Origin of the sequence: Streptomyces niveiscabiei (assembly GCF_033794345.1) — a bacterium.
Lineage (GTDB): Bacteria > Actinomycetota > Actinomycetes > Streptomycetales > Streptomycetaceae > Streptomyces > Streptomyces niveiscabiei.
Genome location: NZ_JARAYJ010000058.1, coordinates 26,628 through 39,612, shown reverse-complemented (window position 1 = coordinate 39,612; position 12,985 = coordinate 26,628). Strand labels below are relative to the sequence as shown.

12 protein-coding genes are annotated in these 12,985 nt (G+C 71.9%); 10 read left to right on the top strand and 2 right to left on the bottom strand.

The window, feature by feature from the left end; all coding sequences use genetic code 11:
* Positions 1-236 precede the first annotated feature (236 nt).
* On the bottom strand, positions 237-443 hold the full coding sequence (locus PV682_RS41260) for a hypothetical protein (protein ID WP_319737692.1): 207 nt from the start codon (positions 441-443) through the stop codon (positions 237-239).
* 212 nt (positions 444-655) lie between these two features.
* Between PV682_RS41260 and PV682_RS41255 the strand changes: the two genes are divergently transcribed.
* The 5 genes from PV682_RS41255 (at position 656) to PV682_RS41235 (ending at position 6,443) form a co-directional block, all read left to right on the top strand.
* Complete coding sequence (locus PV682_RS41255) at positions 656-1,168, top strand: MarR family winged helix-turn-helix transcriptional regulator (RefSeq protein ID WP_319737691.1); 513 nt, start codon at positions 656-658, stop codon at positions 1,166-1,168.
* A 13-nt stretch (positions 1,169-1,181) separates the two neighbouring features.
* The gene (locus tag PV682_RS41250; RefSeq protein WP_319737688.1) at positions 1,182-3,716 is read left to right on the top strand and encodes an MFS transporter; all 2,535 of its coding nucleotides are present in this window, start codon (positions 1,182-1,184) and stop codon (positions 3,714-3,716) included.
* 134 nt (positions 3,717-3,850) lie between these two features.
* Positions 3,851-4,630 (top strand): YceI family protein, encoded by a 780-nt coding sequence (locus PV682_RS41245; RefSeq protein ID WP_319737694.1) that lies wholly within the window; start codon positions 3,851-3,853, stop codon positions 4,628-4,630.
* Positions 4,631-4,654: 24 nt separating this feature from the next.
* Positions 4,655-5,122, top strand: coding sequence for a PPOX class F420-dependent oxidoreductase (locus tag PV682_RS41240; RefSeq protein ID WP_319737686.1), 468 nt, complete (start codon positions 4,655-4,657; stop codon positions 5,120-5,122).
* Between the two features lie 85 nt (positions 5,123-5,207).
* The gene (locus tag PV682_RS41235) at positions 5,208-6,443 is read left to right on the top strand and encodes a GNAT family N-acetyltransferase (RefSeq protein WP_319737684.1); all 1,236 of its coding nucleotides are present in this window, start codon (positions 5,208-5,210) and stop codon (positions 6,441-6,443) included.
* 166 nt (positions 6,444-6,609) lie between these two features.
* Here PV682_RS41235 and PV682_RS41230 read toward each other — a convergent pair whose 3' ends face one another.
* Entirely contained in the window at positions 6,610-7,053 is a 444-nt protein-coding gene (locus PV682_RS41230) for a helix-turn-helix domain-containing protein (protein ID WP_319737683.1), read from the bottom strand.
* A 785-nt stretch (positions 7,054-7,838) separates the two neighbouring features.
* Between PV682_RS41230 and PV682_RS41225 the strand changes: the two genes are divergently transcribed.
* Genes PV682_RS41225 through PV682_RS41205 form a run of 5 tightly spaced genes read left to right on the top strand, consistent with a single transcriptional unit; the run spans position 7,839 to position 12,974 of the window.
* Entirely contained in the window at positions 7,839-8,615 is a 777-nt protein-coding gene (locus PV682_RS41225) for a hypothetical protein (RefSeq protein WP_319737681.1), read from the top strand.
* Between the two features lie 28 nt (positions 8,616-8,643).
* Complete coding sequence (locus tag PV682_RS41220) at positions 8,644-9,405, top strand: CYTH domain-containing protein (protein WP_319737679.1); 762 nt, start codon at positions 8,644-8,646, stop codon at positions 9,403-9,405.
* Positions 9,406-9,416: 11 nt separating this feature from the next.
* On the top strand, positions 9,417-10,646 hold the full coding sequence (locus tag PV682_RS41215; RefSeq protein WP_319737677.1) for an MFS transporter: 1,230 nt from the start codon (positions 9,417-9,419) through the stop codon (positions 10,644-10,646).
* Positions 10,647-10,695: 49 nt separating this feature from the next.
* Positions 10,696-11,778 (top strand): hypothetical protein, encoded by a 1,083-nt coding sequence (locus tag PV682_RS41210; protein ID WP_319737675.1) that lies wholly within the window; start codon positions 10,696-10,698, stop codon positions 11,776-11,778.
* A complete protein-coding gene (locus PV682_RS41205) occupies positions 11,775-12,974 on the top strand; it encodes a peptidase M16 family protein (RefSeq protein ID WP_319737673.1) in 1,200 nt (399 codons plus the stop codon). Before PV682_RS41210 ends, PV682_RS41205 begins: the two co-directional genes overlap by 4 nt.
* Positions 12,975-12,985 lie beyond the last annotated feature (11 nt).

Below are 12,985 nucleotides of genomic sequence, written 5' to 3'. Positions count from 1 at the left end.
TCCTGACGCAGGCGTACCGGGCCAGGGTCGTACCGGTGGGGGAACAGCCGCGCACGGCGTGGGACGCCGTCATCGGGCGGCGGTACGAACTCGGCGCGCCGTTCGCGAACCACGAGGTCCTGATGACCGGGCGGATGAGGCTGGCCTCCGCGTGAAGGGGACGCGATCAGGCCCGCGCCGTCCCGTTCGGGTTTCGGGGGGCGCGGGCCTGAGGTCGGGGGTGGCTCCTCGGTGGGCTACTTGAAGGCGAGCCACGCCACCGCCGCCACGACCACGACGGCCGCCACGACGACGGCGATGAGGCCGACGCGGGGGCCGGAGGAGGTGGTGGGGGTGGCCGCCGGGGACGACGCCTGGGGGGCGCCCTCGTCGACGAACGCGCGGAACATCTGGGTGCTGCCGGCGGGGTCGTAATTGCCCTGCGGGTTCTGGTTGTCGGCCATGCGTCGAGAGGTTAGCGAAGTGGCGGGTGGGGGCCCAATCGGGGGTTCCGGTACGGGGGTTCGGGGGGCTGCGGCGGGGTCTCCCAACTGCGCGTTTACTCCCGCAATACTTGCCTTTGCCAAGTTTTTGACGGCCCAAGCGTCCTTTTGTTTGCCTGTAGCAACCAACTGCTCGTACGGTTGCTCCAGGCAACGAAAAGAGGGAGGCAGGGATGACCGGGCAGGCGCAGTTCTCGGAGCTGGCTCGTCAGCTCAGCGCCTTCGGGGCCGTGAAGCGGGAGCTGGAGCGGATTCTGCCGCCGGACTGCCCCGCGGGGTCGATGGCGGTGCTGGGGCTGCTGGGGCGGTACGGGGAGATGCGGATGACGCACCTCGCCGAGCTGCTCGCCGTGGACATGTCCGTGAGCAGCAGGCACGTCGCCCACCTCGTGGACCGGGGCTGGATCGAGCGCGCCGCCGACCCCGCCGACAAACGGTCCCGCATCCTGCGGCTCACCCCCGCCGGGCTCGACAAGCTCGCCGAACTCTCGCAGCGGAGCGTGGAGTTGCTCGCCGAGCGGCTGGACGGCTGGTCCGCGAAGGACGTCGACCAGCTGACGCGGCTGCTGACCCGGCTGCGCGGCGAGTTCGACTGCAAGCCGGGGCGCCAGAGCGCCGTACGGCCCGAGCCGCCCCCGCCGCCTCCCCCGCGCCGACGACCCACCCGTACACCCGCGACCACATAAGACAAGGAACCCCATGGCTACCACCACACCGCCCGGTGTGCGGGCCCACGGCAAGCACGGGGCCCCGCCCCCGGCACCCCACGCACACGCCCCCATGTCCCACCGGCAGATCATGGAGGCCCTCTCCGGGCTGCTGCTCGGGATGTTCGCGGCGATCCTGTCGTCGACGATCGTGACGAACGCGCTGCCGAAGATCATCAAGGATCTCGGCGGCGGGCAGTCCGCGTACACGTGGGTCGTGACGGCCGCGCTGCTCGCGATGACCGCCTCGACTCCCCTGTGGGGCAAGCTCGCCGACCTCGTCAGCAAGAAGGCGCTCGTCCAAATAGCCCTGGTCGTCTACATCGTGGGGTCGGTCCTCGCCGGACTCTCCCAGAACTCGGGGATGTTGATCGGCGCGCGCGTCGTTCAGGGGCTCGGGGCCGGTGGGTTGACCGCGCTCGCGCAGATCATCATGGCCGCGATGATCTCGCCGCGTGAGCGCGGCCGGTACTCCGGCTACCTCGGCGCGACGTTCGCCGTGGCGACCGTCGGCGGCCCGCTGATCGGCGGCGTCATCACCGACACCAGTTGGCTGGGGTGGCGCTGGTGCCTGTACGTGGGTGTGCCGTTCGCGGTGATCGCGCTGGCCGTTATCCAGAAGACGCTGCACCTGCCGGAGACCAAGCGTCAGGTGAAGGTCGACTGGGCGGGCGCGTTCTTCATCACCGCCGCCGTCAGCCTGCTGCTCATCTGGGTGACGTTCGCGGACGACAAGTACGACTGGCTGTCGTGGCAGACGTACACGATGGTCGGCGGCTCGCTGGTGCTCGCTGCGGTCTTCGTGTTCGTCGAGGCCAAGGCCAGCGAACCGATCATCCCGCTGCACCTGTTCAGGAACCGGACCATCACGCTCGCCTCGATCGCCTCGCTGTTCGTCGGCATCGCGATGTTCTCCGGAACCGTCTTCTTCAGCCAGTACTTCCAGCTCGCGCGCGACAAGTCCCCGACGATGTCCGGGGTGATGACGATCCCGATGATCGCGGGCCTGTTCGTCGCCTCCACCGTCTCCGGGCAGGTCATCACGAAGACCGGCAAGTGGAAGGCGTGGCTGGTCTCCGGCGGCGCGCTGCTGACCGCCGGGCTCGGGCTGATCGGCACGATGCGCTACGACACCGACTACTGGAAGATCGGCCTCTTCATGGCCGTCATGGGCCTCGGCGTCGGCATGATGATGCAGAACCTGGTCCTCTCCACGCAGAACCAGGTCGCCCCGCACGAACTCGGCGCCGCCAGCTCGACGGTGACCTTCTTCCGCTCCCTCGGCGGAGCCGTCGGCGTCGCCGCGCTCGGGTCCGTGATGTCGACCCGCATCACGCACTACGCCAAGGACACGATCACCTCCCTCGACCCGCAGGCGCAGGCCGCCGCCGCGAAGGCGACCGGGTCCAGCGCGCTGCCGGACATGAACTCCCTTCCGGGGCCGGTGCGTACGTGGCTGGAGAGCGCGTACGGGCACGGCATCGCGGACATCTTCCTGTACGTCGCTCCCATCGCGTTCCTCGCGTTCTTCGTGACCCTGTTCATCAAGGAGGTCCCGTTGCGGACGACGGGTGCCATCGCGCAGGCGGCCGGTGTGGACGAGGCTCCGGTGGCCCCAAGTGCGGCTGCGCAGGCCGCCGTTGAAACCACGGCTCCGGTCTCGACGCCTTCGTGGGCCGAAGCCGAGGAGAAGGTCCCGGCGCTCGTCGGAGCAACTGCCGTGCAGACCAAGGCCGTTGCCACCGCCAGCGTCGGCAGCGGGCCGGACGGCACCGCCATCCACGGCTACGTACGCGGCGCCGAGAACGCCCCCGTCCCCTCCGCCGCCGTCACCCTCATCTCCCTCGCCGGTCGCCAACTCGGCCGCGCGGTCGCCCAGTCGGACGGTTCCTACGGCCTCGACGCGCCCGGCTCCGGCTCGTACGTCCTCATCGCCTCCGCCGACGGGTTCCAGCCGCAGGCGTCCACGATCGTCGTGAACGGCGAGCCGGTCGCGTACGACATCCTGCTCAGCGGCACCAGCGGCCTCGCCGGGGTCGTCCGGGCCGCCGAGGGCGGGGACGGCGTCAAGGACGCGATGGTCGTCGTCACCGACGTACGCGGCGATCTGCTCGCGACCGGGACGACCGGGGAACACGGCGAGTTCTCCTTCGGGGAGTTGGTGCCGGGCGCGGTGACCGTCGCCGTCAACGCGAGCGGGTTCCGGCCGCGCGCGCTGCCCGTCGAGATCGGGGTCACCGGGGTGACCCGCGCGGAGGTCGTCCTCGACGCCGGCGCGCACCTCCAGGGCGTCGTCCGCGCGCCGCACGGTCCCCTCGCCGACGCCCGTGTGACGCTCGTCGACGCCGCCGGGAACGTCGTCGGGACCTCCACCACCGGCACCGACGGCGCGTACGCCTTCTCCGACCTCGACAGCGGTGAGTACACCGTCATCGCCACCGGGTATCCGCCGGTCGCCGCCGGGCTGACCGTCGCCGGGCACGGGGTCGACGGGCACGACATCGAACTCGGCCACCCGGGCGAGTGAACCGGCAGTGAGCAGGGGCCCGTGGTGGGGTAGCCATTCCCCGCCGCGGGCCCTTTTTCGGCAGACTCGCAGACTTTCAGAGGAGTTGTGACATGGCGTTGAGCGCGAGGATCCGGACGAAGGACGGGTGGGCCGTGTCCCATGCCGTCGTGACGGTGACCGACATGACCGGTACGCAGGTGGTGCGGGCCGAGGCGGACGACGAGGGTGTGGTGCGGGACTCCGTGCCGCTCGCGCCGGGGGCGCACACCGTCATCATCACCGCCGTGGGGTACGCGCCCGCGGCTTCCACGGCGTTGGTGACCGCCAGTGGGCGCGCGGACGTCGGCAACGTCGTGCTCGCGCGGCAGGGCGGCGAGGAGTTGCCGCCGCCGGGGCCCTGGACCGTCGATCCCGCGCACTCCGCGGTGAGCGCCGTCGCCCAGCATCTCGGGATCTCCAGCGTGCGGGGGCGGTTCACGGAGTTCAGCGCTTCGATCGAGGTCGCGCCCGACGATGTGACCAAGTCCCGGGTGGAGGCGGTGATTCGGGCCGCGTCCATCGACACCGGGAACGCGATGCGGGACGGGCATCTGAAGTCCGCCGACTTCCTCGACGTCGAGAACCATCCCGAGATCACCTACACCTCAACGGGGTTGAGCGTCGCCGGGGTCGACCGGTGGACCGTGCACGGGGAGTTGAACATGCGGGGCGTCGTGCGGGGCGTCGATCTCGATCTCTCCTACCTCGGGACCGGGGGCGATCCGTGGGGTGGGACGCGGGCCGCGTTCCGGGCCACCGCCGAGTTGCGGCGGGAGGACTTCGCGATGAACTACAACCAGGTCGTCGCTGCCGGGATCGCCGCGATCGGGACCACGCTGCGGGTCGAGCTCGATGTGCAGGCCGTACAGGGGGAGTCCTTGCCCACCGGGTGAGGGGCGTGCTCCTAGGGTGGGGGCATGGCTATCGCTACGAACACGCGCGTGTCCCTCGAAGAGCTCCTCGCATTCGTACGGCCCCGGCATCGGGCACTGTTGATCACTCGGCGGGGGGACGGGGGGCCGCAGGCGTCCCCGCTGGCCTGCGGGGTCGACGACTCGGGGCGGATCGTGATGTCCACGTACCCCGAGCGGGCCAAGACGCGGAACGCGAAGCGGGACGAGCGGGTGAGCGTCGTGGTGCTGAGCGACGAGTGGAACGGGGCGTGGGTGCAGATCGACGGAGTGGCGGAGGTCGTCGACTCGCCGGATTCCGTCGAGCCGTTGGTGGAGTACTACCGGAACATCGCCGGGGAGCATCCGGACTGGGACGAATACCGGGAGGCGATGGTCCGGCAGGGGAAGTCGATCATCCGGGTCACCCCGGAGCGGTGGGGGCCGGTGGCCACGGGGGGATTCCCGGCGCGACTGGGAACGCCGGGCGCCTGATACGACGTCTCCGATCAGGGACTTTGCCCTTTCCTTGATCGTTTCCGCATAGCCCGGCAGAACATTTCAGAGGCACCATGATCGTGTGGATGTTCATCTGATAAGCGACTCAGAACTGCCCGAGTGGACGCGCGCCCTCGACACGGGCTTCCTGCGTACCCCCACCGCCACTGAGGAACAGCTCGCCGCCCGCCGGACCATGATCGGCACGTCCCGCGCGTACGGCGCCTTCGACGCGGGCCGGTGCGTGGCCACCTACCACTCCTTCCCCCAGGAACTCACCGCCGTCGGCGGCGCCCAGGTGCCCGCCGACGCCATCTCCAACGTGACGGTGTCCCCCACTCACCGTCGCCGCGGACTGCTCACCCGCATGGTGTCCGACGACCTCAAGGCCGCCAAGGACCGCGGGGACGTCGTCGCCACGCTGGTGGCCGCCGAGTACCGCATCTACGGCCGTTACGGCTTCGGCCCCGCCACCACGATGACCGAGTGGAGCATCGACGTCCCGCGCGCCGGCTTCGACCCGCGCCACACGGTCCCCCTGGCCGGCGGCCGGATCGAGCTGATCGACCGGGACGAGGTCCGCAAGCTCGGACCCGGGCTGCACGAGCGGCTGCGCCGCGCCCAGCCCGGTGCCGTCAGCCGGCCGGACCACTGGTGGCACGTGTACACCGGGGTGCTGCGACCGCTCCTGGAGTGGACCGAGCCCTTCTACGCCGTGTACTACTCGGCGGCCGGCGAGGTCGACGGCCTGGTCTCCTACACGGCGGACGACACGTGGAGCGACGCCAAGCAGCCCCTCGACACGGCCTCGGTGCGATGGCTGCTCTCGGCGACCCCGGCCGCGGAGCGCGCCCTGTGGCACTACCTGTGCTCCATCGACTGGATCACCCGGGTGAAGTCGGGCGCGCGCTCCCCTGACGACCTGCTCCCGCTCCTCCTGCCGGACCCGCGCGCGGCGAGCATCGTCACGCAGGCGGACTGGCTGTGGGTACGGATCCTGGACGTCGTACGGGCCCTGGAGGCACGGACGTACCAGGTGCCGGGCACGCTGGTCCTGGAGATCGTCGACGGGGCCGGGCTGACCGGCGGCCGGTACCTGCTGGACGCGTCCGCCGAGGGCGCCTCCTGCGAGCCGACGACCCGCGACGCCGATCTCACCCTGGACGTGGCCGAGCTGGCGTCGCTGTGGCTGGGTGACATGTCGGCGGTGCGGCTCGCGGCGCTGGGCCGGCTCCGGGAACACCGGGCGGGTGCCGTCCGCAGGGCCGACGCCATGCTGCGCACGCCCACCCGGCCGTGGTGCCCGGACCTCTTCTGAGCGGGGCCGGGGACCGCGGCTCCGGCCCCGGTCCCCGGCCGGCCCGCAGGGGGGCGGGACCAGCGCCAGGACGGCAATCACCCCGCGGACTCCAGGAGTTCGCGGGGTGTGACCGCCTCGTCGGCGCGGGCCCTGGCGTCAGGGGCTTCGCACGTCCGTGCGCGGTTCAGTCGGCCGTCGTGTCATCGGTGGCCGCCAGGTGGGGGAGGTGGCGCTGGAGCGTGCTGGCCGAGGGGGCCCAGCCGAAGCGGGCCCGCAGGAGACTCAGGATCTCGTCGACGCTCAGGGAGGGGTTCTCCGAGTTGAGCACCGTGGCCAGGGCCAGGACGTTGTCCGGGGTGCGGTAGACCACACGGCGCTGGCGGGGCACGAGTGCTTCGAAGCCCGCGCGCCGCCAGTCGCGTATCCACCGGTCGAGCGTCTGGCGGGAGACGCGTACCCGGCGGCCGAACGGGTCGATGTGTTCCGTCGCGGCCTGCCGGCGAACCAGGCGACCGCGTTGTAACGGGCTCAGATCGTGGTCGAGCGCTTCCCGGATCAGGCTGTACCGGAAAGCCGCTATCTCGAATCTCTTGTCCGTGCCTTCGGCGTCGTCTTCAGGACGGACCATGACATCCGCCATATCGTGGGTGGCCTTTCTTTTGGGCATGGGACCGGGCGCGCCCGGAGAGAATCCGAAAGGCGCGCTCGTACCGGCGCATTCGACGTGCTTGTCCCGACGCCGGAGCGTCTACGTCCCGGGCCCGAAGCGGGGGTCCGATCGGAACGCTATTTCCTTCGTGACGACGGCCATACGCACCCTCTGAGTCTTCGTGGGGGGAGGAGAGGAGGAATCCGAGAAGGATTCAGTTGAAAGCTAAGCAATCTTGTTCGGGAAGTCAACGGTGCGCACCCCCTCCGGCATCGGTCCAGGTGGGGGCCGACCGGGGGCCGTCGAGCCCGGCCGCGCGCCGGGTGTTCAGAATGCCGCGCCAGGCCGCCGGCCTTACGCCTTCGATTATGGGCGGGAGCGGGATCGAGCATCTCTTTATTGCTCGCTTATTTCGGATGAAAAATCCAGCGACAAAAGGCAAAGGATTCACCAAGGAGTAATTAGTTATTGACTCCGGCGCGCCGGGCTGAATAGTCTTCGAATCGCCCCGGGAGAACCCGGAGGCACCGAGATACAACAGTGGAGGTGCACCATGCAGGACCGCATTGACGCTCTCGTCGAGGAGCTGGAGAACATGGCTCTGGACTCCGACACCAGCGAGCTGCTCACGGCCACCCAGGCGAGCAAGACCATCTGAGGTCGCTGAAACGGCAAGGGCCCGCGGCAGACCAAGTGCCGCGGGCCCTTGGCCCCCAAGTTACCGGACTTCAGCGGTTCCACGACTGCCGAGGGGACGACGCACGATGCTGAAGGGCCAGGCCGAGGCCCAACTGGACCGGCTCGACGGGATCGAGGAGGACCTGACCGCCCGCTTCGGCGAGCGCTCACAGGCCCGGGTCTTCTTTCTCTACGAACAGCTCGCCACCGTACGCACCGCATTGCTCGGAAAAACAGAAGCGGCGGCCCACGAAATCCTCGCGGAAAGACGCGGGATATTGTGCGCGAAAATACAGTCGCTCTACGACCAGGACCCCTTCCCGGCCGAGATGTCGACCCCGGTGCACAGACCGCCCTCGGCCCCCGGGGTCATCGAGTACGACGGTGCCGTGTTCGAGCGGCGGTACGCGGAGGCCGCCGAGCTGATCCGGCACCAGGTCGTCCCGCTCGACAGGTGGCGCCCGGCGGTGGGCAACCGTCCCGTCGGCTACATGTACGTCGTCGACGACACGGGCGCCCTGCTCGTGTGGGACCACCCCTTCACCATGGCCCAGATGCTGGTCGGCCGGGACAAAGTGGTCGTCGGCCGCTGGACCGTCGGCCACCCCATGCTCGTACCCGACCGGCGCCGGGTCCTCGCCGCGGGGGAGATCGTGCCCATCCTCGGCACGGAGACCGGGGCGGGGCTGGGCGGCATCGTCGCCAACCTCAAGTCGGGGCACTTCCGCCCGCCGCCCGAGGCCGCACAGGCGGTGGTGGCCGCCTGCCGGGAACAGTCCGGACTGCCGGCCCACGCGTGCGACGTGTTCACCATTCCCCCCGCGCCCACCTCTCCGCGCCCTCCTCTCCGCGCCCCGGAATAGACGACGAACCGATGGAGTCCGTGCCGTGATGCCTCAGCCGAGCGAACAAGAAGCCGTACCCAGGACCGAGATGGGGCTTGAGTTCGAGTACAAGTGGCGCGTGGACGACCTGTTCGAGGACGCCGACCCCACTCACCCGGAGAGTGGTGACGCCCTGCTGACCTCCTGGCTGGAGAAGGCCGGCGAGGCGGCCGGCGCGGAGTCGGCCCGCCTCTACACCCTGGTCCAGTCGGCCCTGCACTTCGACACCCCCGACCAGCTGCTCGACCGCAACGGCCTGAACCTGCGCGCCCTGATCAACTACGGGGCGCTGAAGGGCACCGGATGGCTGGAGCTGAAGGAGACCGTGCGCTGGTGCCAAGACCGCCGGGAAGCCCTGGAGTTCGGGGAGATGATGCCCCATCAGGCGTTCTCGCGGCGGCTGCGGACCAGGGACTGCGCCCCGATCGACCGCCTGTACCAGCGGCTGTCCCTGACGGAGGACGTCGACCTCCAGCCCTTCGTCCGCGTCGTCCAGCGCCGCCGGAAGATGACCATGCGGCTGCCCTTCGGCTTCCCCCTGCCGATCACCCTGGACACCACGCAGATCTGGCCGGCCGGCGACCCCGACGCGCGGCCGTCGTTCTTCTGGTGGTTCGAGGCGGAGGTCAACACCCCCGACAGCCGGGCCCTCGACGCCCTCGACCGGTTCGCCGCGGTGGTCTCCGACACCCTCGGCCGCCGGCCCGTACGGCTCACCAAGCCCGAGATCTACGCGCAGACCGCGGGGCTCACGGCGGCGAGCCGATGACGGGAGAGGCAGTGGCCTCCCCCTCCCCGAGGACCGCGCCCGCGCAACGGCCGGGCGCCGGGTTCACCCTCCTGTCGGCAGGACAGACCGCCTCGATGCTCGGCACCGAGGCGCAGACCATGGTGCTGCCGCTGTGGGTGCTCGCCACGACCGGATCGACCGTCACCTCAGGCGTCGCCTTCGCCGTCAACACGCTTCCCCTCATCGTGCTCGCGCCGTGGGCCGGGGTCGTCGCGGACAGGTTCCCCCGGCGTGCCCTGCTGCTGTGGTGCGAGCTGCTGTCGGCGGCGGCCGTCGGCGTCAGCCTCGCGGGCGCGCTCCTGTTCCACTCCGTGCCGGTCGTCCTCGTCGGCTCGGTCGCCCTGTCGGTGCTCGGCGCGATCTCCGTCCCGGCCTTCCAGGGGCTGCTGCGCGAGACGGTCCCCGGCAGCGCGCTGGCGAAGGCCACGGTCCGTCTCGCCACGCTGAGCGGCGCGGCGTCCGTCCTGGGCCCCCCTCTCGGTGCCGCGCTGTTCACCCGGTACGGGCTCACCTCGACGCTGCTGCTCAACGCGCTGTCCTTCCTGGTCAGCGCCACGGTGCTGCTGCCCTGGCCGCTGCTGCGCCCCGCCCCGGGCAAAGCGGCGGCGGACCCGCCCGAGCGGCCCCACCTGACGCTCGGCCACCGCACGGTGCGCGCCGAGCCCGCGCTGCGCCGGCTGATGCTCGCGGAGGCCGCCTACTTCTGCTTCGGCGGAGGGCTGAGCGTCGTCGTCATGCAGACGGCCGCCCGCCACTCCGACGCGGAGCTCAGCAGCTGGTACCCGAGCGCCGTCGGCGTCTCCTGGCTGCTGGTCTCGGGCGTCCTCCTGCCCCGCTGGCGCGCCCTGCCCCACCGGGCGATGTCGGCCGGCGCCTTCGCCCTCGCCCTGGCCGCGCTCGCCGCGCTCGCCGTGTCCACCGCGCCCATGGCCGCCGTCCTGGTGAGCGGGCTCGCCGCGGGCAGTGCCAACGCGCTGGTCGTCGTGGGGGCGAGCATCGCCTGGCAGCAGGGGGTACCCGGCCATCTCATCGGCCAGATCATCGCGCTGCGCCGCTCGGTGACCAACGCGGGGCTCGCGGCGTCCTCGGTCGGGCTGCCCTTTCTCGTGACCGTCTCCTCCCCCGCGGTGGTGCTGGGGGCCGGGGCGGTGGTGTCGGCCGGGGCGATCGTGCTGCTCCTGTCCCGGGGACCGGCACCGGGCCTGCCGGAGAGTCCCTGAAGCTCCCGCCGGGTCCGCCACGAACGTACGACCGCACAAGGAACTCGTCATGACACAAACCCGGGAGGCCCCCGTCGCCGCCCCCGTTCTCGTCCTGCCCGGCGGGTTCGCCGACCGTCCGCCGGGGCTGGCCGCGCTCGGCGCGCTACTGCTGCGCCTGCTGCTCGCGCGGGACACGCCGCACGCCCGCGTCGTCGTCGCGCCGCACACCGTCCACGTCCACGGGGTGGGGGAGCCCGGCACGGTGGTGGCCGCGCTGAAGACCGCCCACCCCGACGAACGGCTCCTGGCCTCCCTGCGGCGGGCCCTGAACAGCTCGGCACAGGCCGCACTCGCCGATCCCGGGGAGGTGATGGTGCACGGACTGGAGCGGGCCGGGTGGGGGGACAGCCGTCATGGGGCGTACTGGGGGGACGGGGCTGGGCGGGCTGCCGGGGCCATCGACGGTTCCGTCAGGGACCTGAATGGCCTGCTGGGCGAGTGGGCCGGTGGGGTGCGTGTGGGGGAGGTCGCGGAGGGATCGTTCGTGATCCGCCGCTGGGGGCAGCGGCCGTGGACGGCGTCCACCGTGGCCGCGCCCGCCGACGGCGCACGGCTGCTCGTGGGCCTCGCGGTGCCCCTGAGCGGTCCGCACGCGCAGGCCCGGGCCTCGGCCGCCGCAGCCGTGCTGGGAACCCCGCAGCTCGGCCGTCTCGCGACCCGGCTCCGCCATCAGCGGGCCCTGTGCTACGGCTCGATGGCCGTCCCTCTGGTCCGCGCCGGGCGGACCGCGCTCATCGCCGCTGTCAGTACCACCGCCCCCTACGCGCAGGAGTGCGCTCGGCAACTCGCCTCCGAGGTACGGGCGTTGACCACGGAGCGGGCCGACCGGGAGACCGCCGTGGACACCCTGGGACGGATCCGCCTGGACCGGACCGTCGCCCTGGCGAGAGCCCGCGCCGGGCTGGAGGTCGACGCGCTGGGACGGGGGTGGCTGGAGACGACGTTCACGTCGGACGGACTGGACGGCCCGGACGGCCCGGACGGACTGGAGAGCACCCTCTTCCCGCTCGCCGTCGCCGGCAGGCCCGCCTGGTTCCTGCACGGGCCGGTCCCCGAGGGGATGCCCGACCTGACCGAGGAGATCTGGTGACCACGACGACCGCTCAGCCACCGTCCCCGTCCTACGCCGAGAGGCCCGGGGTGCTCGCCGCCCGGATGCCGGGCGCGCCGTATCTGGCCCTGGGCCTCGCCGTACCGGCGGGCTTCGCCGTGGACCCCCACGACGGTGCCGGGACGGCCCACGTGACGGAGCACCTGGCGGCCCGGCGCGCTCAGTACGCGGTGCGGGGCGCCCCGGGGATCTCGGCCTTCACCCGGTGCCACTCCACGGTCTTCCAGACCGAGGCGCTGGTGCCGCAGGCGGCGGACGCCTTCCGCGCGCTCGCCGCCCTGCTGCCGCACGGGACGACGGACGCCTGGTACGACGCCGACGCCCTCGCCCAGGAACGGCGTGCCGTACGGCATGAACTGGAGGTCAGCGCGGTCCAGCCGACCTGGCACATCGGCGCCGCCGTGGCCGCCGCCCTCGCGCCCGGGACGGGGCTCGCGGCCGAGCACGACGCCACGGCCGCCACCATCGACCGGGTCGGCCGAACGCACGTGGACGGCCTGCTCGGCACGGCGTACCGCCCCGGCCTCGTGACCCTCACGGTGGTCGGGGACCTTCCCGAGGAGGAACTCGCGGAGCGGGCCGCCGCGGCGCTGGCCGGCCCGCCGGAGCCGGCGCGAGCCCCCGAGCCGACGCCACCGGGGGCGGACCGGCCGCGGCGTGGCCACGGGGCGCCACCGGAGGCGTACGGCGTGAGCTTCCTGCTCCCCGGACCCGCCGAGGCACCCGTCGACCCCTGGGCGTCGCACGTGCTGGAGGCCCTGGTCAGCCCGCGCGCCCCGCTGGCCGCGGCGGTGCGCGGGTCGTCCGGCAGCGCGCCCATCGCCCAGTCGGTCCTGAAGTGCCGCAACGGCTGGCTGGCCTCGATGGTGTGGGCGGGCGGCCCCGACGACACCGGAGCGCTGGCGGGCGCGGTCGACCGGCAGCGCCGCGGCGACGGGACCTGGGCCGTGGAGTCGGCGGCACGCGGCTACGCGCAGGCCCGCGCCTCGTTCCTCGTACCGACCCAGGTGCGGGACGCCCTGATCGCCCAGGCCGAGGGAACCGGGCCGCGCGTACAGGAGGTGACCGGGACGCCGTACGACCGGGAGCGCGCGAGCACTCTGGTCCACGCCGTGCTCGGCGGGGCGAAGGCGTGGCGGCTGCGCGGCGGGGTCGCCGAGGTGATCGACGGGTGAGCGCGGGCCGC